The sequence below is a fragment of the bacterium genome, assembly GCA_016716565.1.
Lineage (GTDB): Bacteria > Bacteroidota > Ignavibacteria > Ignavibacteriales > Ignavibacteriaceae > IGN2.
On the sequence record JADJWC010000004.1, the window covers coordinates 304,756 to 328,246 of the forward strand.

General features: G+C 36.7%; 23 protein-coding genes. 22 read left to right on the forward strand and 1 reads right to left on the reverse strand.

Translation table 11 applies throughout. The features are described from left to right. The first annotated feature begins 13 nt into the window (after window positions 1-13). Genes hppD through IPM14_16775 form a run of 5 tightly spaced genes read left to right on the forward strand, consistent with a single transcriptional unit; the run spans window position 14 to window position 6,383 of the window. Window positions 14-1,135: a 4-hydroxyphenylpyruvate dioxygenase gene (hppD, locus tag IPM14_16755; GenBank protein MBK9099721.1), complete on the forward strand. Its 1,122-nt coding sequence runs from the start codon at window positions 14-16 to the stop codon at window positions 1,133-1,135. A gap of 45 nt (window positions 1,136-1,180) precedes the next feature. Further along, complete coding sequence (locus tag IPM14_16760; GenBank protein MBK9099722.1) at window positions 1,181-2,347, forward strand: homogentisate 1,2-dioxygenase; 1,167 nt, start codon at window positions 1,181-1,183, stop codon at window positions 2,345-2,347. Between the two features lie 16 nt (window positions 2,348-2,363). Further along, window positions 2,364-3,386 (forward strand): fumarylacetoacetate hydrolase family protein, encoded by a 1,023-nt coding sequence (locus tag IPM14_16765; GenBank protein ID MBK9099723.1) that lies wholly within the window; start codon window positions 2,364-2,366, stop codon window positions 3,384-3,386. Then, window positions 3,386-4,348, forward strand: a complete 963-nt coding sequence (locus IPM14_16770) for a flavin reductase family protein (protein ID MBK9099724.1) — start codon at window positions 3,386-3,388, stop codon at window positions 4,346-4,348. The genes IPM14_16765 and IPM14_16770 overlap by 1 nt, the downstream gene beginning before the upstream one ends. A gap of 58 nt (window positions 4,349-4,406) precedes the next feature. Further along, complete coding sequence (locus IPM14_16775; protein MBK9099725.1) at window positions 4,407-6,383, forward strand: acetoacetate--CoA ligase; 1,977 nt, start codon at window positions 4,407-4,409, stop codon at window positions 6,381-6,383. Here the strand turns inward: IPM14_16775 and trxA are convergent. Continuing rightward, complete coding sequence (trxA, locus tag IPM14_16780) at window positions 6,380-7,186, reverse strand: thioredoxin (protein MBK9099726.1); 807 nt, start codon at window positions 7,184-7,186, stop codon at window positions 6,380-6,382. The two genes, IPM14_16775 and trxA, sit on opposite strands and share 4 nt — an antisense overlap. A gap of 134 nt (window positions 7,187-7,320) precedes the next feature. Between trxA and IPM14_16785 the strand changes: the two genes are divergently transcribed. From IPM14_16785 to IPM14_16865, 17 genes are all read left to right on the forward strand, one after another. Next, window positions 7,321-7,947, forward strand: coding sequence for a molybdenum cofactor guanylyltransferase (locus tag IPM14_16785; GenBank protein MBK9099727.1), 627 nt, complete (start codon window positions 7,321-7,323; stop codon window positions 7,945-7,947). A gap of 214 nt (window positions 7,948-8,161) precedes the next feature. Further along, a complete protein-coding gene (locus tag IPM14_16790) occupies window positions 8,162-8,599 on the forward strand; it encodes a MerR family transcriptional regulator (GenBank protein ID MBK9099728.1) in 438 nt (145 codons plus the stop codon). Then, window positions 8,596-10,800, forward strand: coding sequence for a molybdopterin-dependent oxidoreductase (locus tag IPM14_16795; GenBank protein MBK9099729.1), 2,205 nt, complete (start codon window positions 8,596-8,598; stop codon window positions 10,798-10,800). Before IPM14_16790 ends, IPM14_16795 begins: the two co-directional genes overlap by 4 nt. A 1-nt stretch (window position 10,801) precedes the next feature. After that, window positions 10,802-11,341, forward strand: a complete 540-nt coding sequence (locus tag IPM14_16800; protein MBK9099730.1) for a 4Fe-4S dicluster domain-containing protein — start codon at window positions 10,802-10,804, stop codon at window positions 11,339-11,341. Between the two features lie 9 nt (window positions 11,342-11,350). Further along, window positions 11,351-12,298, forward strand: coding sequence for a polysulfide reductase NrfD (nrfD, locus tag IPM14_16805; protein MBK9099731.1), 948 nt, complete (start codon window positions 11,351-11,353; stop codon window positions 12,296-12,298). A 15-nt stretch (window positions 12,299-12,313) separates the two neighbouring features. After that, a complete protein-coding gene (locus tag IPM14_16810; GenBank protein MBK9099732.1) occupies window positions 12,314-12,889 on the forward strand; it encodes a YeeE/YedE family protein in 576 nt (191 codons plus the stop codon). Then, window positions 12,886-13,491, forward strand: a complete 606-nt coding sequence (locus tag IPM14_16815; protein ID MBK9099733.1) for a YeeE/YedE family protein — start codon at window positions 12,886-12,888, stop codon at window positions 13,489-13,491. The genes IPM14_16810 and IPM14_16815 overlap by 4 nt, the downstream gene beginning before the upstream one ends. Next, complete coding sequence (locus tag IPM14_16820; protein ID MBK9099734.1) at window positions 13,488-14,135, forward strand: rhodanese-like domain-containing protein; 648 nt, start codon at window positions 13,488-13,490, stop codon at window positions 14,133-14,135. Before IPM14_16815 ends, IPM14_16820 begins: the two co-directional genes overlap by 4 nt. A gap of 223 nt (window positions 14,136-14,358) precedes the next feature. Next, window positions 14,359-15,348, forward strand: coding sequence for a hypothetical protein (locus tag IPM14_16825; GenBank protein ID MBK9099735.1), 990 nt, complete (start codon window positions 14,359-14,361; stop codon window positions 15,346-15,348). A 175-nt stretch (window positions 15,349-15,523) separates the two neighbouring features. Continuing rightward, a complete protein-coding gene (locus IPM14_16830) occupies window positions 15,524-15,952 on the forward strand; it encodes a transcriptional repressor (GenBank protein MBK9099736.1) in 429 nt (142 codons plus the stop codon). A gap of 36 nt (window positions 15,953-15,988) precedes the next feature. Next, entirely contained in the window at window positions 15,989-18,187 is a 2,199-nt protein-coding gene (katG, locus tag IPM14_16835; GenBank protein ID MBK9099737.1) for a catalase/peroxidase HPI, read from the forward strand. Window positions 18,188-18,545: 358 nt separating this feature from the next. Continuing rightward, window positions 18,546-20,336: a hypothetical protein gene (locus IPM14_16840; GenBank protein MBK9099738.1), complete on the forward strand. Its 1,791-nt coding sequence runs from the start codon at window positions 18,546-18,548 to the stop codon at window positions 20,334-20,336. 13 nt (window positions 20,337-20,349) lie between these two features. Then, window positions 20,350-21,075: a hypothetical protein gene (locus tag IPM14_16845; GenBank protein MBK9099739.1), complete on the forward strand. Its 726-nt coding sequence runs from the start codon at window positions 20,350-20,352 to the stop codon at window positions 21,073-21,075. Window positions 21,076-21,171: 96 nt separating this feature from the next. Beyond that, a complete protein-coding gene (locus IPM14_16850) occupies window positions 21,172-21,777 on the forward strand; it encodes a GNAT family N-acetyltransferase (GenBank protein MBK9099740.1) in 606 nt (201 codons plus the stop codon). A gap of 69 nt (window positions 21,778-21,846) precedes the next feature. Beyond that, the gene (locus IPM14_16855) at window positions 21,847-22,341 is read left to right on the forward strand and encodes a DUF4085 family protein (protein ID MBK9099741.1); all 495 of its coding nucleotides are present in this window, start codon (window positions 21,847-21,849) and stop codon (window positions 22,339-22,341) included. Window positions 22,342-22,344: 3 nt separating this feature from the next. After that, window positions 22,345-22,875, forward strand: a complete 531-nt coding sequence (locus IPM14_16860) for a hypothetical protein (GenBank protein ID MBK9099742.1) — start codon at window positions 22,345-22,347, stop codon at window positions 22,873-22,875. A 33-nt stretch (window positions 22,876-22,908) separates the two neighbouring features. Beyond that, window positions 22,909-23,466, forward strand: coding sequence for a protein tyrosine phosphatase family protein (locus IPM14_16865; protein MBK9099743.1), 558 nt, complete (start codon window positions 22,909-22,911; stop codon window positions 23,464-23,466). The last annotated feature ends 25 nt before the right edge of the window (window positions 23,467-23,491 follow it).

Genomic DNA, 23,491 nt, shown 5'->3' on the forward strand with positions numbered 1-23,491 from the left:
CAGGAGAAATTAAATGGCAGAACAATTAGGATTGCTCGGATACGATTATGTTGAATTTTATGTGGGCTCAGCAAAAATGTGGGCGTACTGGCACGCTAAAGCTATGGGGATGAAGATTGTTGGATATTCAGGACCAGAAACTGGTGTTAAAGGAAAAGTATCTTATTATCTTGAGCAAAATAATCTTAGAATTGTCGTCACTTCTGCAATAAATCCAAGTCAGTATCAAATTCATCAATTTGTTGAAAGACATGGCGATGGCGTTAAAAGATGGTCGCTAAAAGTAAAAGATGTAAAAAAAGCATTTGATGCTGCATTAAAGAATGGTGCTGTTCCTGCCTGGGAACCAATTAAAACTGAAAATGAAAATGGTTGGGTTGAAGAAGCAGCTTTAAAACTGTACGATGATGCAGAGATAGTTTTTGTAAACAGAGATAATTACAAGGGAATATTCAAACCGGGATACGGCAAACCAATTCAGAAAATTGAAATCACTACAGAAGACACCGGACTACAGGCGATTGATCACATCGTTGGGAACGTAAGAACTAACGAGATGGATCTCTGGGCGAATTATTTAAATAAGAGTTTAAACTTTGAAACATTCATTGATTTTGGTCCCGGAGATATATCAACACAGTATTCAGCATTACTTTCAAAAGTTGTTCGATCAACTGAAGGTCCTGCAATAAAAAATCCTATCAACGAACCATACGAAGGATTAAAGAAATCTCAGATTGAAGAATATATAGATGAATATCTTGGCTCTGGAATTCAGCACGTTGCAGTAATTACAAATGATATTATCAAAACTATTGCCGCAATGAGAAAAAACGGGATGGAATTTCTCTCTGTTCCAGATACATATTACGAACGGTTAAAAGAAAAAGGTTTTGAGGTTACTGAGAATATCGATGATTTGAAGGAACATGGAATTCTTTGTGATATTGAAGGAAAAGGTTATTTGCTGCAGTTGTTCACAAAACCGATTGGAGACAGACCAACATTTTTCTATGAGATAATTCAAAGAAGAAAAGGTGCACAGGGATTTGGTCAAGGTAATTTCCAGGCATTGTTTGAATCGATTGAAAGAGATCAGGCACAGCGTGGTAGTCTTGATAAAGTAAGAAAGTAAAAAGTAAATAGGAATAATGTAACAGGAAGAAATAAGGAGGATTAAATGCCATTTTATGTTAAAGTAGGAAAAGTTCCACCTAAACGTCATACAACTTTTTATAAAGAAGACGGAAAATCACTTTACAGGGAGGAACTCTTCAGCACAAAAGGATTTTCAGGAATCTACTCGAATAAGTATCACCTTTACATGCCTCCGCAAGTTGAGAAAATAGAAGAGATAAGAAACAGAAAATCCGCTGAGTGGCCGGATGCACCTTTACAGTATTATCATTTTTTCACTGATGATAAAAAGACAGAAGGTAATTTTATTACTTCAAGAAATGAATTTTTGAAAAATGATAATTGTACAATTGCAACTGCGAATCCAACTCAGGATACTGATACTTTCTTTAGAAACAGTTATGCACACGAAATACTTTTTGTGCATCAGGGAACTGGTGAGCTACTTTCCGAATATGGTCGGTTACTGTTTGGTGAATGGGATTACATTGTTATTCCGAAAGGGACAACATACCAGGTAAAATTCAAGAATTATAAAAAAGCAAAATTATTTATTGTTGAATCCTCTACACCTTTCGATATTCCAAAGCATTTCAGAAATGAATATGGTCAGCTGACAGAAGATGCCCCCTATTATGAACGTGATTTTCATGTTCCTGAATTTATGGATCCAATCGATCTAAAAGGAAAATTTGAAATAGTTTTAAAGGTAAGAAACAGGTTTTTCAAATACCAGGTTCCTCATCATCCATTCGATGTTGTTGGATGGGATGGCTTTCTCTATCCTTATACTTTTAACATTAAAGAATACGCACCAAAGGTCGGTAAAATTCATTTACCGCCTCCGATACATTTGGTTTTTACAACCGAGCATTTTGTGATCTGTAATTTCGTTCCTCGTTTATATGATTTTCATCCTGATGCAATTCCTGCACCTTACTATCATTCAAATGTAGATAGTGATGAAGTTCTCTATTATGTGCACGGAAATTTCATGTCGAGAAAAGGAATAAAGAAAGGATCAATCACGTTGCATCCAATGGGAATACCTCACGGACCTCAACCTGGCAAAACTGAGGCTTCAATTGGTAAAAAGGAAACCGATGAATATGCAATTATGATTGATACATTTCAGCCATTGCAGGTGACAAGGAATGTGAAAGAAACCATGGCTGAGAAGTACAGTCAATCCTGGCTTGAAAAAAAATAATAAGAGAAAACCTGAAATGAAACTCGTATCATACACAACAAAGAAAAAAGACAGACTTGGAATTTATGTAGATGGAAAAATTTATAATCTTCAGGAATGTGCAGTAGGATTAGGACTTGAATTACCAAATCGGATGAGAAGATTTCTTCGAGGTGGTGAAGAAATGATGGAAAATGCAAGAAAGGTAGAAGCAGCTATAAAGGAAGGGAAGATTACTTCTTTTGTGACAGACGAAAATTTAAAATTATTAGCACCGATTCCAAATCCGCCTTCTTGCAGAGATGGATATGCTTTCAGACAGCACGTGGCAACAGCAAGAAGAAATCGTGGTGTTGAAATGATTCCCGAGTTCGATCAGTATCCCGTTTTCTACTTCACAAACCACAACGCAATTTTTGGAGAAGGTGAGATTCGAGTGGAAGATGATCATCTTCGTCAACTTGATTTTGAACTTGAAGCTGCGATCGTCATTGGTAAAGAAGGACGAAATATAGAAGCTAAAGAAGCTGACATTTATATTGCTGGTTATTTGATAATGAATGATCTTTCTGCACGAGTGCTTCAAATGGAAGAAATGAAATTAAATCTCGGTCCGGCAAAAGGAAAAGATTTTGCTTCAAGCATTGGTCCTTGGCTTGTTACTCCTGATGAACTTGAGCCGTATAAAATATCAACTGAATTTGGAAATAAGTACGATCTGCAGATGACTGCAAAGCATAATGGCAAGCAAATCTCTGATGGGAATATGAAAGATATGAACTGGACTTTTGCCGAGATTATTGAACGGGCATCATATGGAGTCAGATTGTTGCCGGGGGATGTAATTGGTTCAGGAACAGTCGGGACAGGTTGTTATCTTGAGTTAAACGGAACTTGGGCGATAGAAGCTAAAGAAAATGGAAAAGATTTTGACCCAATCTGGCTTCAAGATGGTGATGAAATCGAACTTGAAATCACCGAACTAGGTGTTCTCAAAAACACAATTCGAAAAGCAAAGAAAAGCAGATCGATATTAGCTAAGAAAAAGAAAACTTCTTAATGCTTCATTACGAACCGAAAGATTTATCAGTTCCGGAAGTTCACAGATTACTTCTCGGGGGTGTTGCACCAAGACCTATTGCACTTGTCTCAACAATTTCTACTGATGGAATAAATAACTTATCACCATTTTCTTTCTTCAATGCTTTTGGTGCAAATCCACCGATAGTTGCTTTTTCACCTTCAAGAAGAGGAAGAGATGCAACGTTAAAGGATACCTACAACAATTTAATTGCAATAAAAGAATGCGTAATACAGTCCGTAACTCATGCGATGGTTGAGCAGGTGAGTCTTGCATCTACAGAATATCCCTCTGAATATGATGAGTTCATTAAATCTGGATTAACTCCGATTGATTCTGATCTGGTAAAACCAAAAAGAGTTAAAGAGTCACCATTCCAGTTAGAATGTAAAGTGTTAGAGATAAGAAGTTTTGGCAAAGCGGGTGCATCTGCAAATATTGCAATTTGTGAGGTACTGAAGTTTCATGTTGCTGAAGATTTGTTTACTAATGGTATTATTGATCCGATCAAAATAGATTTAGTTGCAAGAATGTCTGGAAGCTTTTATTCCCGTGCTGCGAACGGAATTTTTTCTTTGGAACAACCGGGAAATAAGAAGTGCATCGGTTATGATCAACTGCCATTACATATCAGAACATCCGAAATTTATTCAGCAAATGATTTAGGTAAGTTTGGTCATTCAGAATTAATTCCTTCTTTAGAGGATGTAAAGTTCTATATCCAAAAAGTCTCCGATGAGAAAATCGATGGATTTGAAGAAGGATTGGAAGCCTTCTATAGATATCAGCGATTGAATGATTACAAGAAAATGTTAAAAGCATCATTGATGTTGAATGAGAATCAAAAGATTATGATTGAGTTGTCAGCTAAAACTGCGCTGGCCAATAATGATATTGACTTTGCCTGGAAAGCTGCTTTGTATGCAGGAATGATCAAATAATTCATTTAAGAAATTAAAGGTAATTACGACTCACCTCGCAAGTGAGTTTTTTACTATAATGAGCAACTCAAAACCACTTTGGATACCGTCGGGAGATAGAATTCGAACTTCAAACTTCTCGAAGTATTATAATTTTCTTAAGAGAGAATATAATCTTTCATTCAGTGATTATAATCAGCTTCATACCTGGTCCGTTACAGAAAGTGAGAAATTTTGGGAATCTATTTGGAAGTTCAGCGGGATAATTCATTCTAATTCTTATGAAAAAGTACTTGATAAACGAATTATGCCCGGTGCTAATTGGTTCGAAGGTAGCCGACTAAACTTTGCTGAAAATCTATTAAAATACAATGATGATCACCTGACCATCATTAGCAGCAGGGAAGATAAACCAGAAGTATCAATCACATATGCTGAATTAAATAAACTTGTAACATCATGTAGCGCTGGTTTGAGAAAACTTGGTGTTAAAACAGGCGACAGGGTTGCAGGATTTGTAACTAATATTTCTGAATCAATTATTGCAATGCTGGCTACAACAAGCATTGGAGCTGTCTGGACATCATGCTCCCCTGATTTTGGAACACAAGGTGTACTTGACCGTTTTGGTCAAGTTAAACCAAAAGTTTTGTTTGCAATAGAAGAATATCAATACAACGGAAAATTAATTGATTGTAAAGAAAAGGTTGAAAACATAGTCTCGCAAATCCCGGAAATTGAGAAGATAATCTGGATACCACAATACCAGGATTTAAAACAACCACATGCTACCAATAATAATCAGGAGATAAATAGTTCTAAGTTCATACATTTTAATGATTTATTAGATAACACCTCAAAAATAATCGGGTTTGAGCAGTTACCATTTAATCATCCGGTTTATATAATGTATTCTTCCGGAACTACCGGACTTCCAAAGTGCATGGTGCATGGTGCTGGAGGAACTTTACTTCAGCATTTTAAAGAACATAGCCTTCATACGGATTTAAAGAGAGAAGAAGTAATTACCTATTATACAACCTGTGGCTGGATGATGTGGAATTGGTTGGTAAGCTCGCTACAGGTTGGAGCAACCATCTTTCTTTATGATGGAAATCCTGTTTATCCTGACAATGATGTCTTATGGATGAAAGTCGAAAAGCATAAAATTTCCGTATTTGGTACATCTCCAAAATATCTTTCAATATTCAATAAGACTAATTTTGTACCTAAGAAAAAGTATGATCTAAGTTCGTTAAGATCAATTCTTTCAACAGGCTCACCTCTTCCCGAAGAAACATTTCATTGGGTTTATGAAAATGTAAAATCCGACTTGCAGCTTTCATCGATTTCAGGTGGGACAGATATAATTTCCTGCTTTATGCTTGGGAATCCGATTCTTCCTGTTTATGCAGGAGAAATTCAATGCAAAGGATTAGGAATGAAGGTCGAAGCTTTCAATGAAAAAGGCAAATCAGTTGTTGGTGAAAAAGGTGAACTGGTTTGTACCGAACCATTTCCATCTATGCCGGTTTATTTTTGGGATGATGAAAATGGCGAGAAATATCGTAAAGCATATTTTGAAAAGTATTTGGGGATCTGGACTCATGGTGACTATATTAAAATTACGGAGTCAGGCGGAATAGTAGTTTACGGAAGATCAGATGCAACACTTAATCCCGGTGGAGTTCGTATAGGTACTGCAGAAATTTACCGGATAGTTGAAGAACTGGACGGAATTAGTGACAGCATTGTTGTTGGAAAAAAGTTCAATGGTGATGAAAAGATTGTCTTATTTGTTGTGCTTAAACAAGGTGTAAAGTTGAATAAAAATTTTAAAGATAAAATAAAATCAGAACTTAAATCGAGAGCAACACCAAGACATGTTCCGAGTGAAATTTATGAAGTGAAAGAAGTACCAAGAACTATTAGCGGGAAGAAGGTTGAGATTGCAGTAAGTAAAATTTTGAATGGGGAAGAGGTCGAAAATAAGGACGCGCTTGCTAATCCGGATTCGCTTAACCAATTTTACAAATATTCTTCGAATCAATCCTAGATATATAAAGCTCTTCCAAAATCACGACGGTGATTTAATGTAATTTCACTCTCCTCGCCAAGAAATTTGAATATTGCTATACATATTTTCCTTGCACCATCATCTTCATAGTTTCTATCAGTTCTGATGATGTCGATCATCTTAGTCAAACCTGCGTCAAAGTTTTGATTTCTTATATCCTGTATTGCATTTAGGTATTCAGCTTTAACTTCACCTTCCGGAAAATTATTCTTGTCACGACTAATTAATTCTGCAAGGGTATTTATTGATTCTGCGAGTTCAATATTGTTGAGATTTCCATCAACATTTTGTGTTAAGCGCAGAGCTTCTTTCTGATCTTCGAATAGCAGAATTTTGGCAAGCAGTACTTTAACTTCGCTGTTGTTTATATCTCCTTTGTGAACATCCTCGAGAATTGCTTTTGCAATATCAACATCTCCGTTTTTCAAATATATTTTTGCGTGTTCAATCTGATCTGTAAACTTGCTCGGAATTGATTTCTTCAGCCAATCCTTTATCGCTTGTTCGGGTAAAGCACCTGTAAACTCGTTGATGACTTTTCCATCTTTGAAAAGTTTTACATTCGGAATTCCACGAATCCCGTACTGCATCGCTATTTGTTGGTTTTTGTCAGTGTCGATTTTTACAAGTTCCCAGGCTTCTTTGTTTTCTTCAGCAAGTTTTTCAAGAACCGGTCCAATCATTTTGCATGGACCGCACCATTCAGCCCAGAAATCAACCAATACAGGTTTATTGTAGCTTTTTTCAATTACATCTTTTTGAAAATCTTTTACTTCTGACATATCATCCCTTTGGGAGTAGTTCATTATCTTTCAATTTTTTTTATTGATATGATGAAAAAATAATCTTCAAGATTCATTCTTTTAAAAAGGCATAATAACAAATCAATATATTTGATATAAAAAATAAATAGAATTTGAAAAAACTTCATGATGACATAACTGCCTTTATTCTATCCGGTGGGAAAAGCAGCAGGATGGGAACCAATAAATCTCTGTTAAAAGTCGGGAATAAATCACTTTTGCAAAGAATAATCGAGATTCTGGAATCCATATTTTCTGAGGTTGTAATTAGTTCAAATGAACTGGAACTTTTCGAATTATTTAAAAAAAAGATTATTAAAGATATTTACCCGGACAGGGGACCAATATCAGGCATTCATTCAGCACTTTACTCCACAAAAACTGAAAAAAACTTCTTCATTTCCTGCGATATGCCTTTAATTAATAAGGAACTAATAAACTACTTGATCAACTTTAAATCTGATAAAGACATAATTCTTCCAAAAGCCGAAGGAAAGATTCAACAGCTTTGCGGAGTTTATTCAAAAAAAATATTTCCACAAGTCGATAAGCTGATAAATGAATCAATGAAAAAAGATTCAAAGCTAAAAGGTAGCATCTATGAATTACAAGGGTGTGTTGAAACTGAAATTGTTGATGTGTCGGGATTAGATTATTATCATCTTGATTTATTCTTCAACATTAATACACCGGAGGATTTCAATTATGCAAAAAGAATCCTGGGGGAAGAAGACAAGTAAAACTATTTCACTCAGATTATCTCTTCACTCAATTTAATATTTAACTCTGCTAATCATTCCAAAAACTTAGAAATGCAATTCTCATTTTTCTTTCATTTGAAAAAAACTTCGAATAAAAAACGCACCTATTAACAATAATCAACTGTTTCTGTGTGGCAGCAAAGTTGGTATTTATAAATATCAACTTTAAATAAGTTGCAAAAGTTTTATCCAAATGACTAACAACGAACCAATTTATCCGATTCGCACTGCTGCAAAGCTGCTAAACATTTCTGTCCATACACTTAGGATGTATGAAAAAGAAAAGCTCATCATTCCATTTAAAAAATCCTCAAGTCATAGACTGTACTCAAATTCAGATATTGAAAGAATTAAGTGTATCCGTTCAGCAATAAATGATTCCAAGATAAGTATTAATGGTATAAAGACGCTTTACTCATTGATGCCTTGTTGGGAAGTGATGAACTGCAGTAAAGAAGATAGAAGTAGTTGCAGTGCTTATCTGACACACAACGGTCCTTGCTGGTCGGTTAAAGGCGAAAATACCGTCTGCACATCAAAAGATTGTCGTGAGTGTTCAGTGTATAAAGATTTTGCTGAATGTAACAGCATCAAAAAGTTTATAAGAAATCAACTTACGGGAACGAAATGAATTCACTATCGAGAAGAAGATTTTTGAAAATATCAGGTGCAACAGTTGTAACTGCTGCTGCACTTGCAGGTACTGCTAAAACGTTTATTAAATCCTCAGAAAAAATTAATGAACAAAGTGAAAAAGGAATCAAAAAGATTTCTACCTATTGCGATTTATGTTTCTGGAAGTGCGGTGTGATGGCTTATGTAAAGGACGGGAAACTCTGGAAACTGGAAGGACATCCTGATGATCCATTGAGTAATGGAAGATTATGTCCAAGAGGAACGGGAGGAGTTGGTGCGCATTATGATGAAGACAGATTAAAAACTCCTTTGATCAGAAAAAGTTTACGCGGTGAAGAAAAGTGGGTTGAAGTAACCTGGGGCGAAGCATTCGATTATATAGCTGAAAAGATGAATAAAATAAAAGTTGAATATGGTCCTGAATCAATGGCACTTTTCAGTCACGGAATAGGCGGATCATTCTTAAAACATTTGATGCACGCTTATGGAAGTCCGAATGAAACAGCACCTTCATATGCTCAATGTCGTGGTCCACGCGAAGCCGGATTTGAATTAACATTTGGAGATATTGTCGGCTCTCCGGAAAGAACCGATATTCAAAATTCAAAATGTCTTGTATTGATCGGCTCCCATCTTGGCGAGAATATGCACAATACACAAGTACAGGAATTTTCCCGTGCTGTTGAAAAAGGCGCATCAATCATTGTTGTTGATCCAAGATTTTCTGTTGCAGCCAGCAAGGCAAAATATTATTTGCCAATAAAACCCGGAACTGATATTGCGTTATTACTCGCATGGATGAGTGTGGTAGTAAATGAAAAACTTTACGATGTTGATTATGTTGAGAAATTCGGATTTGGATTTGAAGCATTTGCTGCCGAAGTTTCTCAATACACACCTGAATGGGCTTACATTGAAACAGGAATTGATCCTGAAGTAATAAGAGAAACAGCCAGAGAAATGGCACGTTATAAACCTGCAACACTTATTCATCCCGGGAGACACGTAACGTGGTATGGCGATGATGCACAAAGAAGTCGTGCAATTGCTCTGCTGAATGCGTTGATGGGAAGCTGGGGAAGAAAAGGTGGATTCTATATTCCTTACAGTTATGATATTCCTAAATATCCTTATCCACCTTATCCAAAGATTGAAAAAGGTACTGTTGATAATCCTGATGGAAAATATCCTTTTGCAGCAGGCGAGCAAATCTCAACCGGAATTCGTGAAGCAACAATCACAGGCAAACCGTATCCCATCAAAGGGTGGATGATTTACGGTACAAATCTTTTGCAAGCATTTCCGAACAGAGATGAAACAATTAAAGCAATTCAGAATCTTGACTTGATGGTTGTAGTTGATGTAGTCCCAAGTGAAGTAGCTGGATGGGCAGATGTTGTTCTTCCTGAATCTGTTTATTTGGAAAGATATGATGATCTGAATACTTCTCCGTTTAGAGAAAGTTTTGTTGGAATAAGGCAGCCGGTAGTGGCAGAACCAAATGATCAAAAACCAAATTGGTGGATTGCCAAAAAACTTGGTGAGAAACTTGGTCTTGCAGAATATTTTCCATGGAAAGACATCGAAGAATATCTTGATATAAGGCTACAACTAGTAGGACATTCACTTGAAGAGTTAAAGCAAAAAGGAATTATTAAAGGTGAACCGCAGCCAATTTATTTTGAAGATGGAATTGAACCTGAGTTCTGGACACCATCTGGCAAGATAGAATTTTATTCCCCTCAACTGGCTGAAGCTGGATTTGATCCTGTTCCAAAATACACAAAGCATCCTCAACCACCTTCAGGATATTTCAGATTGCTTTATGGCAGGGCTCCCGTTCATACATTCAGCAAAACACAATCTAATCCAATTCTAAGGGATATGATGAGTGAAAATGAGCTTTGGGTCAATGCGGATATTGCCTTACGATATGGATTGAAACAAGGTGATAAAATCAAATTAAAAAATTCTGATGGAGTTATTTCAGATCAAATAAAAGTCAAACCAACAGAAAGAATACGACCTGATTGTGTTTATATGGTTCATGGATTTGGGCAAAAATCACGACAACTTAGAAGCACTTATAAAAAAGGTGCAAGCGATGCAGAACTTATCACACAATACAAAACTGATCCGTTGATGGGTGGAACAGGAATGAATGTGAACTTTGTAACATTTGAGATGGAGGTATAAGATGCCGAGATACGGAATGGTAATAGATACTCGTAAATGTGTTGGATGTCAGGATTGTGTTGTTGCCTGCAAAACTGAAAACAATGTTCCTGAAGGCCACAACAGGGATTGGATCGTAACAGAGTCATTTGGAAAATTTCCTGATATCAATTTGGAAATAAGAACCGAGAGATGTAATCACTGCTCGGAAACGCCTTGTGTTTCATGCTGCCCGACTGGTGCAAGTCACATTCACGATGTTGGTGGAGTGGTACTCGTCACTCACGAGAAGTGTATTGGCTGCAAAGCTTGTGTAGAAGCCTGTCCGTACGATGCGCGTTTCATTCATCCTGATGGATATGCAGATAAATGTACTTTCTGTATTCACAGAGTTGAAAAAGGAGAGAAGCCTGCTTGTGTTGAAGTCTGCCCGACATACTGTATGCATTTTGGTGATCTCGATGATCCAAACAGCGAAGTAAGCAAGCTTTTAAATTCAAGAAAGTATCATGCTTTAATGACTGATGCAGGAACAAAGCCAAATATTTTTTATTTAGTGTGAGGAATTACGATGCACGAAATTTTTACAACAAGAAACAATCCTAACATCGATCCGGTTATGGCAATGTGGGGCTGGGAAATTCCTGTTTATCTTTTTCTTGGCGGGATGGTTGCCGGAATGATGATCATAGCAGGGTATTTTTTATTCAGCGGAAGACATAAAGAAAGCAATTGTTCGTGTTACTCAATTCCCCTGACAAGTTTTGTACTGTTAAGTCTGGGAATGTTTGCTTTATTTCTGGATCTTGCGCACAAGCCTTATGTGTGGAGACTTTACACAACATTTCAGGTCACTTCACCAATGTCGTGGGGTGCATGGATTTTGATTTTAGTTTATCCTGCCTTGATTGCAAATATTCTTATTCGTCCTCCATCTTGGATTACACAAAAATTTCCTAAGCTTAGTGACATCGCAGGAAAATTACAAGCTCATCCGTTCTTTATAAAAAATGTTGGTATTTTTAATATGGTTCTTGGGATGATGCTTGGTGCCTACACTGGTGTTCTTTTGAGTACGATGGGTTCGAGACCACTTTGGAACTCATCACTTCTCTGGGTTTTATTTCTTGTTTCCGGATTGTCAACAGCAGCAGCGTATGTTCATCTTATTGCAAAAAATAAAAATGAAAGCGAATTACTTGCTAAAGCTGATAACGGATTTCTTGTAGTTGAGTTATTTGTAATTGTAATGCTTTTCCTTGGTTTGATGTCGTCAGCAAGACCACACATTGAGGCTGCTCAATTGCTTCTCACAGGAACTTATGCACCAGCATTCTGGGTTTTTGTTATCGGATTAGGAATAATCATACCGCTTGGATTGCAACTCCTTGCAGTCAACCATAAAGTAAAACATACACCAATCGCACCGATAATGGTAATCATCGGTGGATTGATTTTAAGATTTATAATTGTTTCGGCTGGACAATACAGCCATTGGTTTAACGCACACTTTAAATAACGGAGAAAATATTTAATGACAACTTTAGTTAGAAAAATAACTCACATCTTCGAAAAGGAAGAAGAAAAGGTTGAGGTAAAATCACAGCCTTATTCAAATCCTTATGTAGTTGGTTTCGGACTCGGACTCGTTCTTCTCGCTGCTTATGTTATTATGGGCAGGGGACTGGGCGCATCCGGTGCTTTCTCAACTTTAATTTCGGTTGGAATAGAAACAGTCGCACCTGAGCATGCAAAAAATAATGCTTACTTCAGCGAATACATAGGTGATGGAACTACCAATCCTTTAAAAGATTGGCTTTTGTTCGAAGTGATTGGTGTATTAGCGGGTGGTTTTATTTCTGGTTCGCTTGCAGGAAGAGTTAAAAAGAAAATAGAAAAAGGTCCCCGAATTTCTTCCTGGCAAAGATTAATGTTTGCTTTTATTGGCGGAGGATTGATGGGCTTTGGTGCAAAGCTTGCAAGAGGATGTACAAGTGGACAGGCGTTATCTGGCGGTGCAATGCTTAATCTTGGAAGTTGGGCATTTATGATGATGGTTTTTGCCGGTGGTTATGCCGGAGCTTACTTTTTAAGGAGGCAGTGGACATGAACTCACCATTTTTCAAATTCGGTTTTTTCAATTTTGATATGAGTCTCGTTGTTGCATTCATAATCGGCATCGGTTTTGGATTTGCACTCGAACGAGGCGGTTTCGGCAATGCAAGAATTCTTGCGGCACAATTTTACTTTTCCAATATGAGAGTTCTTAAAGTAATGTTTACTGCAATCGTTACTGCAATGCTGGGAATTTATTATCTCTCGGTAATTGGTTTTATGGATCTTTCTCTTGTTTACGTCGGCGAGACTTATATCCTTCCGCAAGTCGTGGGCGGATTAATTCTCGGATTCGGTTTCATTATCGGAGGATATTGTCCCGGAACTTCGGTTGTTTCTTTTGCAACCGGAAGACTTGATGGTTTTACTTTTCTTGCAGGAGTTGTTGCAGGAATTTTTGTTTTCGGTGAGATGTTTCCATTGCTTGAGAGTTTTTATTACTCAACAAATTTGGGAAAGCTAACTCTTCCCGAATTCTTTAATCTTCCATATGGATTAGTTGTATTCTTTGTTGTATTGATGGCTTTGGGTGCTTTTGCAGCCGCAGAATGGGCTGAGAAAAAATTTGCTGATAAAAATCCGGAGAACAGTTTATGAAAAAGTTTTTAAAAGATCTCACAATACCTAAAAAGCTTGCGCTTGTTGCAATCGTTCTTGGCTTGCTTGCAACAATTGCTGGAAGTCCTTATTCTGGTTCCACAATTAAAGTTAATGCAAAAGACCTTGCTTTATCAACTGTAAATAATTCTGATAAAATTGAAGTGCTTGAATTAGCAGATTGGATAATAAAAGGAAAATCAGACTACACTCTGGTTGACTTAAGAGAAGAAAAAGATTTTAATGAATATTTCATTCCGACTGCATACAATATTCCTATGGAAACATTGCCGGAAGCTGGTCTGTTAAGAAACCAGAAAATCATTCTTTATTGCTATGATGATCTCAGGGCAGCACAAGCGTGGTTCATCTTAAAATCAGATAACTACAGAGGTGTTTACATTCTTAACGGCGGTTTGGATAAATGGAAAAGCGAAGTTCTCTTTCCAAATCTTTCAGCCGATGCAGGCAAAGAGCAGATCGCAGAATTCGAAAAGATAAAAGAAATAAGCAAATTCTTTGGCGGTGTTCCTCAAACAGGTGCAGAAGAAACCGTTGATAAGAAAACGGACTTACCTACTCCTCAAATTACAACGCAGCCATCTATCACAAAGCCAAAGAAAAAGAAACGAGAAGGCTGCTGAAGCAACTGTCATTCTGAGCGAAGCGAAAGAATCTTAAAAGATTTTCTTCTCAAGGGCATCACCACGATGCCCTTTTTTATTTTTCGTTAAACTTTCTTGTTTCTTTTACCGGATGAATCTAAGTTTCAAGAGTAATTATTGATCAATTTTTATAAACCGTGTTGGTTTTGTAGCACTAATTTGAAACAAATTCATTTATTGTAAACCATTACTAGAGCTGGAAATGAATTGTGCTAATTGTGGAAAGATTATAGTCGAAGAAAATATTACGGAAGACGGTTATTCGTTTTGTAATTCTATCTGCAGATACACATGGCGAGAAAATGGCAAACCCAATCCCTATACTTCAATTGATGATAGTAATCTTCATAGTATCTTGACAGATTTCAATCTGAACTATCAGGTAGAACCACCAGGATTTGAAGATCGTGGGATGCACATTCGATTGAGTTATTGGCGAGCGCCGAAGCTATTTATTGACAATAAAGAAATTAAGCCATTAAAGAAAAACATTTTCTACCGGAATAGAAATTTTTTAGCAACAAGTAATTTCGGTACAACGGTAAATATTAGTCTTATTCACAAACCCCTTGACCTAATTCCAAAACTTCAAATTGATGGACAAAAATTTAAAATAGGTCGACAACTAAATAAATGGGAATACATATGGATCTGTTTGCCATTAATTTTAGCTCTCGTAGGAGGTGCGATAGGCGGTATTATAGGATCGATTGCAGTTTATTCGAATTCGATTCTTATCAGAAAACCCAGGACTGTTTTTCTCAAAATCTTTTTTACTGGTGCAACAACATTCGCTTCATTTTGGTTCTTTCTACAGTTCGTTGGTTTTGTTATTCCATTCGCACAATATTTTGGTCCACAAAAAACAGTTAATGAACAACTTAAAATGATATCGGCCCAAGTAAACAAACAATGTCCCATTATGATCGATAGTGAAACAAGACTTGACAGTACAGTTTCAGGTTCAGACAAAATGATGATTTACTATTATACTCTAACGCAGAAAAATAGGACAAATATTAATGTTGAAGAAGCAAGGCAATTTCTTACGTATCAGATCATTAATTATATCCGAACAAAAGATGAAATGCGATTTATGCGAGAGAACGATGTTACATTCAGGTATAAATATAAGGATAAAGAACTTGTAGATGTGCTCGATATTGTAATTACTAAATCTGATTATAATTGAATCATATCAAATAGTTTTGGATTCAAGTCATTCGTTGCCCAATTTATTCAGCTGTCACAAACAATTCATTAACAACAGGAGCTCTGATTATATATTTGTTTGATTACAAACTTGATATTCTGTAAATAAATTTCTAACTTAGATAAGAATAATTCCTATCTAATAATTTTTATCTATGAAAAAAGAAAAACACGGCATTGACTTGAAAGACAGCAATTTAAAAGTCACTCCGCAAAGAGTTGCTGTTCTTGAAGCATTAAATAATTTAAAAAATCATCCCACCGCAGACAAAATAAAAGAATATGTTGTTAAAAATCATCCCAACATCGCTGTTGGAACGATCTACAAAACTCTCGAGACATTTGTTGAAAAAGGTTTGGTCAAAAAAGTAAAGACTGAAAAAGATGTGATGAGATATGATGCAATACTTGATAATCATCATCACTTGTATTGTGAAGACACGGAACGTATTGAAGATTTTTTTGATGATCAGCTGAATGGGATGCTTGAGGAATATTTCAGAAAGAAGAAAATACCCAACTTCAAAGTAAAAGATATTAAGCTTCAGATAATTGGAACATTCAATAATAAAAAATTTAATTAAATAACTATTAACAATAAAAACATCAGGAGAATGAATATGAGTGATGAAAGCAAATGTCCCGTAACCGGAAGAACTTCTTTCGGCAGGGGAACATCAAATAAAGAATGGTGGCCAAACCAATTAAACCTGGGAATACTTCACCAGCACCATCCGGCATCAAACCCGATGGATAAAAAATTTGACTATGCAAAAGAATTCAGCAAGCTGGATTACAAAGCTCTCAAAAAAGATTTGTACGAGTTGATGACCAACTCACAGGATTGGTGGCCTGCAGATTGGGGTCATTATGGTGGACTTTTTATTCGAATGGCGTGGCACAGTGCTGGTACTTATCGAACAGCCGATGGACGTGGAGGAGGAGGAACTGGCAACCAACGTTTTGCACCAGTTAACAGCTGGCCTGACAATGGCAACCTGGACAAAGCACGTCGTTTGCTATGGCCAATCAAACAGAAATATGGAAATAAAATTTCCTGGGCTGACTTGATGATATTAGCCGGCAATGCTGCACTTGAATCAATGGGTTTCAAAACTTTTGGCTTTGGTGGAGGACGCGAAGATATCTGGCAGCCCGAAGAAGACATCTACTGGGGTGCTGAAAAGGAATGGTTAGCAACAAGTGACAAACCTCAAAGCCGTTATTCGGGTGACAGGGAATTGGAAAACCCTTTGGCTGCAGTTCAGATGGGACTTATTTATGTGAATCCTGAAGGCCCTGATGGAAATCCTGATCCGGTTGCTTCTGGTCGTGATGTACGCGAAACATTTAAAAGAATGGCAATGAATGATGAAGAAACGGTTGCCTTGACTGCTGGTGGGCACACATTTGGTAAAATGCACGGAGCTGGTGATGCAAGCTTAGTTGGTCCGGAACCGGAAGCTGCGCCGATAGAAGAGCAAGGATTCGGATGGATAAATAAATTAGGAGACGGCAAAGGTAAATACACAAACACAAGTGGCCTCGAAGGTGCGTGGAAACCAAATCCAACAAAATGGGATATGGGTTATTTCGATATGCTCTTCGGTTATGAGTGGGAAAAAGTTAAAAGTCCTGCTGGTGCATGGCAATGGCAAGCTAAAGATGTTAAACCCGAACATATGATTCCTGATGCGCACGATCCTTCAAAGAAACATCCACCGACAATGACAACTGCTGATCTATCTTTACGCTTCGATCCAATCTACGAACCTATTTCCAGAAGATTCCACAAAGACCCAAAAGCGTTTGCGGATGCATTTGCAAGAGCGTGGTTTAAACTTACGCATCGTGATATGGGACCAAAAGCTCGTTACCTTGGACCTGAAGTTCCTAAAGAAAATTTAATCTGGCAGGATCCAATACCTGCAGTTAACCACAAGCTTATCAATAAAAAAGATATCGATGGGCTTAAAAAGAAAATTATAGATTCAGGTTTATTAATTTCAGAACTGGTTTATACTGCGTGGTCTGCTGCATCAACTTTTCGTGGTTCGGATATGCGCGGTGGAGCTAGCGGTGCCCGCATTCGCCTGGAGCCTCAAAAGGATTGGGAAGTTAACCAGCCTGAACAACTTGAAAAAGTACTAAAAGTATTTAAGAACATTCAGAAAGAGTTTAACAAACGTAAAGACGGTAAGAAAATTTCTCTAGCAGATCTGATTGTTCTTGGTGGATGTGCTGCAGTTGAAGCTGCTGCTAAAGCTGCAGGACACAAAATTGAAGTTCCCTTCACTCCGGGAAGAATGGATGCATCCCAAGCTCAGACTGATATTGAGTCATTCGAATACATGGAACCTGAAGCAGATGGTTTCCGTAACTATCAGAAAAGAGCTTACACCATAACACCAGAAGAGATGCTGATTGACAAAGCGCAGCTTCTTACATTAAGTGCACCTGAAATGACCGTGCTTGTCGGCGGAATGCGCGTGCTTGGTGCAAACTATAATGGAACAAAACACGGTGTGTTCACAGATGAAGTTGGTAAACTGACAAATGACTTCTTTGTAAACCTGCTTGATATGAATACTGTTTGGAAACCAATAACTAATGACATTGATGCATATGAAGGACGTGATCGTAAAACAGGAAAAGTTAAGTGGACAGGAACCCGTGTTGATTTAATCTTCGGCTCAAACTCACAGCTTCGTGCACTTGCAGAAGTCTATGCGCAGGACGATGTAAAAGTGAAGTTCGTAAAGGATTTTGTTGCAGCCTGGAACAAAGTTATGAACCTTGATCGATTCGATGTGAAGTAAGACAAATGTCACACTGAGCTTGTCGAAGTGTGACGGATAATTGTCATCCTGAACTTGTTTCAGGATCTTCGAATACTAGCAACTAAAAGGGCATCAACACGATGCCCTTTTTGGTTTTTAACTAGTTGGTTTGTTTGAATTGATAAAAGACTGATATAAGTTTCATAAGTAAAAATGGGCAGACTTCTCGATAACAGTTTTTCATTTACAGCGAATCGATGAATCCTGCTTCGTAAAGATGGGGTTTATTTTTTTAGATATCATTTTGATGAAAATGAAATTGAACACCTTAAAGTGATCAATTATTTTTGACTACTTATTGGCTCGATATTCATTTAGATAACTGAATGGGGAATTTATGAGCAAGTACATCATCAGACTAAAACTAATTGTCTGCTTTAGTGCAATAGTTCTGCATAACAGCTGCGATTACTCACCGACTGAAACAAATTTCAAAACTGTAAATCCTCCTGAGGGAACTGTTGATATTACAGTTTTAAATCCTGATGCTATTAATCAAATAAGAGGAACTATAACATTCGCAGTCGAGACTGAATTAAACGGTCACACAGTAAAGTTTGTCACAGGGTTTCTTGACGAAATGGAAGTCTCGCTTCATATGTCCGGTTCTTCTCAAATAGTTTTTAACAGCGAGTACTATCAGGATGGAGACTATACTTTCACATTATTACTTGCGGCAACAACCAATACCGGCAGCCTTGCCGATCGGCTTGGAGCAGAAGCATTGATTGCTGCTAAACAATATCCAGTTACAATTTTTAATGGACCAATCTCAACACCCCAACTAAAGGAATTTACAATTGAAAATGGTTCACTCACGCTTAATTGGGAAAAATATGAACAACCATTTTTTAAGCTATATATTATAAAAAGAAATGGATCAACTATAGCAGCGATATCAAATGTTAATCAAACAAAATACTATGATACTACTTACTTTACTGGTTATGGTTACTATGAACTCGTCACACAGGTTATGAACATCTATAAGGAAAGCGAGACTAAAGTATTTCAGAGTATCTCTCCGTCTTTCGTTTCGACAATCGTTATGCCAGACGAAAAATTGCTCGTAACCTGGAATAAATTTCCTCTTACCGCTGCATTTAGAAATTATAAAATTGTAAGCGCGGGAAATGAAATTGAGATATTTTCACCATATGATACGGTACTGGTAGATGAATCACCGGCACTAGGCAGACCGTTCTACCGTTTATCTGCATTCTCTAAAGCTGGAGAAGAAACTCCGAGTGTATCCATTCATGGGCAATCCATTGGTACACCGTTCCCATTTGGTGAAGGTGCCTGGTTGAAATACATTCCTGAAAAAAATCTTTTTGTAATGCTGGATTATTCCCATGTGACCTATCAACATAGCATTTCAACGTATGATGGCACTACTCTGAATTTAATAAATAGCAGAGTGTTTGATTTTTCTATAGATGGTATCAATCTGACGATAAGCGATAACGGAGATTATATGTATTATACCTATGATAGAAGTGTATATAAAATTAATGTTTCAACATTAAATACTGAAGCGGAAACAGATATTATAGCTCTGATGCCGACCGGGAACTACAGAACCTATGCACCAATTCAATCTATCAAAATCAATAATGATAACAAGCTCTCTGTAATTATTATTAAAAGTAACGGGCTTCAGGTACTTGCATATTTCAATATGAATACCAACCAATGTTTTTTTACTTATTCGTTCAATTTCGGACTCTACTATACTGAACTTAGGATAACAAACGATCAGCAATACGTTGCATTTAATAATCGTATTTACAGATATACAGGAAGCAGTCTGATAGAAATAGGTTCGATACCGACTTACAATGCGGTTTTTACAAAAGATAATTCAAGAATAATCATAGTATCCCAAAACAATAGCATTCAAATTTACAGAACATCGGATGTACAGCTTCTGCTGGAGATACCCGGTGAATTTTATTACTATCCGCTTATAGATTCCAATTCAGGATTGTTAGCAGCAAACGGATATATATTCGATCCCATTACAGGGCAGCAGCGCGGTCACATCAATGTTAGTGGATTGACGCATTTTTACCTGAACGGACTTTATTTCGTTGATGGTTACTACAAGTATGTGGAATTGAATTAGACGGGGAACAGTTATGAAAAAAACTTTTATAAACATTGTAGTAATAATTTTCGTATTAAATTCCATCGCATTTTGTCAGCACAGTGTTACTTTTTTTGGAACTATTAGCTATAACACTTATGCGATGGGCGATTTAGAAGGAATTCAAAATGAGTTGTTGATTGATATAAGACAGAATAATATTCCGGCTGATAAGACTGAATCTTTTCCCCCATATTTTGGCTATGAATTTGGTTTTTTGATTCCAGTAATCGATACTTCTGATAGAACATTCTCTATCGGCGGATTTGTTGAGCACGGATCGACCGGTGGAAGAATACATTACCAGGATTACTCAGGAGAATTAAAAGTGGACCAATCCGCTGTAGAAACCAGTATCGGAACAATGGTTGACTATCAAACCAGTGTTAGTGAAATATTCAATTTTGGATTGAACTTTGCTGTCAGCTATACTCTCTCCAGCTTTTCAATCACATCACTTCTGAAGGTCGGAGATGAATCTCAAGAAGATGAACTCAGTTTTAGTTCAGCTTCATTCAGTTTCAAACCCGGTGTAGGTTCTTCAATGGATTTATTGGGAATGCAATTAGGAATTTCTTTGTCTTACTTAATTTATATCCCGAGTAATTTAGAGTTCGATCAATATTCTGAAGCATACCTGATTAATCAAAGCGGTGATAAAGTGAATATAAATTGGAGTGGATTCAGATTAGGTTTGCAAATGAGAGTTTCATTGTAAATCTAAAAAACGATTTTGGTAGAAAGGGCATCACCACGATGCCCTTTTTGGTTTTAAGATGAATTTCTTTTATTTAAGAGTGAACGAATTTCATTTATGAGTATTTTAAATCTTAATAAACAAAACATCCCCGAAATCACCGAAGTTCTCTGCGAAGCTTTCCACAATTACCCAGTAATGAAATATGTTATTGGACAAAGAAAAGATTACGATAAACGTCTTCGCAAACTGGTAACATTTTTTGTTTCTGCTAGAGCATTAAGAAATGAACCATTGTTAGGGATATATAACTCAGAAAATAAACTCGTTGCAGCAGCGGCAGTAACTTTAGCGGGAGAAATTCCTTCACCACCAGAATTGTTCAAGCTGCGTGATGAACTATGGAGAGAAATTGGCTCAGAAGAAAAATCACGCTATGAAAAGTATGGCAGTGTTGCATCCGGTCTGCTTCCAAAAGAACCGCATCATCATTTAAATATGATTGGAGTGAGAAACGCTTACCAGGGAAAAGGATTGGCTCGTCAACTAATTAATAAAGTTGAGGAGTTAGTCTCGGCACATCCGACCAGTACCGGCTTAAGTCTGAATACAGAAGTTGAAGTAAATGTAAATTTTTATCTTCATCTTGGTTTTGAACTGCTTGGAAAAGCAATAGTGGATGAGGGTATAATCACGTGGGGATTTTTTAAGAAGAAAATATAGAAATCTTAAAGATTGGCTTGCAAGAAATATTCTGTGAAATCAAATTATACTTAAATCATAGAAGAATAAATGAAATATTTTACTAGAGAATGGTGTAATGGAAGGCTAAATGACGAACAATATCAGAAAGTTAAAAATTCTTATAGAAACTATATAAATAGAATCTATTCAAAACTTCCAGCGACGATAAAAAAACTACTCAGGCAAAACGGTTTACATGATTCGCTGTTCAAATCAGTCCTGATAGACCAAAGAAAGAATTATCTGCATATTAAATTTCTATCCGGCGATTTACAAATGGGGTATTTTGAGTTTGAAATTGTCTATATAGGAATAAATTTATCGAATAAAATAATAGATGATCTTTTTAGAATATTTCGGAATGAGAAAACAGAGTTTCTGTATGACGAAATAAGAATGATCGAAAAAAATAAGTTTGAGCACAGTATGATTTTTTATCCAAAAGGTGAGGTTGAACTTACCTGTAAGCAAATTACTTGTGGAATTGTTAAAAAAATTAAAAATAGAGAGATAAAACAGAGAAAGTTTCAAGTAATAGTTTAATCAATGGAAACTGTTCTAGAACATAAGTTACTGAGCTCATACAAAAATGAAATGATTTCATATATGAATTCTCATCCCGAACATTTCGAGGAAGCAATTGAATTAGCAGTTTCAAATAAGCAGCCTTATTCGTGGAGAGCAGCTTTTGTTTTGTGGAGCATTATTGAGGAGAATGATAAGCGAATTAAGAAGCATATTAATAGAATAGTAAAAGCTGTTAAGGATAAAAGTGATGGTCATCAGCGGGAACTTCTTAAAATTCTTTTGATGATGGAATTGGATGAAAAGTATGAAGGCGTTCTGTTTGATATTTGTATGAATGTCTGGGAACAGATAAATAAATCACCTTCAGTAAGAATTAATGCATTAAAAATGATAATCAAGATTGCAGGTAAACATCCGGAACTCAAAAAAGAAATTTTATTCCTTGCACAGGACCATTATTTGGAAACTTTGTCACCGGGTGTAAGACATTCAGTCAAAAAAATTATGAGTGAACTCAATAATAGTACTGTTGTTTGTGATAATGATTGAAAAATTATACTAGTAACTATCGGAGTAAATGCAATGAAAAAAATATTATTCGTTTTCATTTTCGGTATCAGTTTCCTTTGGGAAACTAGTTTTGGTCAGGATTCAGTCTCTTTCCCTGTTAAACTGGATGAAACCGGATTCCGTGAAGTGATTGCCAAAGTTGATGACCTTTACATAAGCGGACAACCTGATAAAGAATCGTTTGCTAAATTAAAGTCTGATGGTGTGACGACAATTGTAAATCTTCGCACTCCTTCTGAAATGGAAAACAGAGAATATGTTCCTTTTGATGAAGCCGCAGTTGTTGATAGTCTCGGGATGGAATATGTTCACATTCCGCTTGGAGGCGAAGAGTATCCGTACACTCCTGAAGCAGTCAAGAAATTTGCGGACGCAATAGCAAATGCTGATGGTAAAGTTCTATTGCACTGTACAGTTGCACGACGTGCGAGTCATATGTTCGCAGCATATTTAATTCAGTATAAAAATTTTCCTCCTGAAAAAGCAATAGAATATGCAAAAGCTGTCAACTTTGGTGACTGGCCATTGGAAGGATTGCTTGACAAGAAGTTGAGAGTTGAATTCGAATAGTTCTATTTGAAATTGTTATCTTTGT